A 709-nucleotide genomic window follows, 5' to 3' on the forward strand; every position below is an offset into this window, starting at 1 on the left:
ATGTGGTTACCGGCTATCAGGACATTCCCCATCCGGTCAAAGCCAGTGAGGCCGCATTTATTGAATGTCCACACTGCGCCGGAAAAATCACCGCTGACAAAAAGCGTGAACTTAATTTACGTGGTGTCTGGTTGCGTGAAGGTGAGCAGATAGATCGGAGCGGAAATATCACGGGAGAGGGGCGACGCTCACGCATTGCCTCTTTCTGGATGGAAGGTCCGGCCGCTGCCTATCAAACATTATCCCAGCTCGTTTATAAACTGCTGACCGCCCAGCAGGAATACGAGGTAACGCAGAGTGAAGAAACCCTAAAGACAGTTATCAATACCGACTGGGGAATTCCCTACATGCCGCAGTCAGGGCAGGAGCAGCGCAAATCTGAAACATTGAAAGATCGTGCCGAGAAGGTAATCAAGCGCACGGTGCCTGATGGCGTTCGTTTTATGGTCGCCACGGTGGATGTTCAGGGCGGGAAAAAGCGCCGTTTTGTGGTACAGGTCATAGGCTATGGCGCGCATGGCGAACGCTGGGTTGTCGATCGCTACAACATTCGCCAATCGCTTCGCCCTGGTAATGACGGCGAGAGTTTACCTATCGACCCTGCTGGCTATCTCGAAGACTGGGATTTGTTACGCACTGACGTTCTGGATAAAGCCTATCCCCTGGCAGATAACCCGGACAGCAGCATGCCGATACTGGCAATGGCGGT

Annotated in this window: 1 protein-coding gene; it reads left to right on the plus strand. The window is 53.0% G+C overall.

What is annotated here, in order from left to right; genetic code table 11:
- Positions 1-709 (plus strand): terminase gpA endonuclease subunit (locus tag J5224_RS32800; protein ID WP_264629095.1); only part of this gene is annotated, 709 nt, incomplete at both ends.

Source organism: Candidatus Symbiopectobacterium sp. NZEC135 (genome assembly GCF_025962695.1).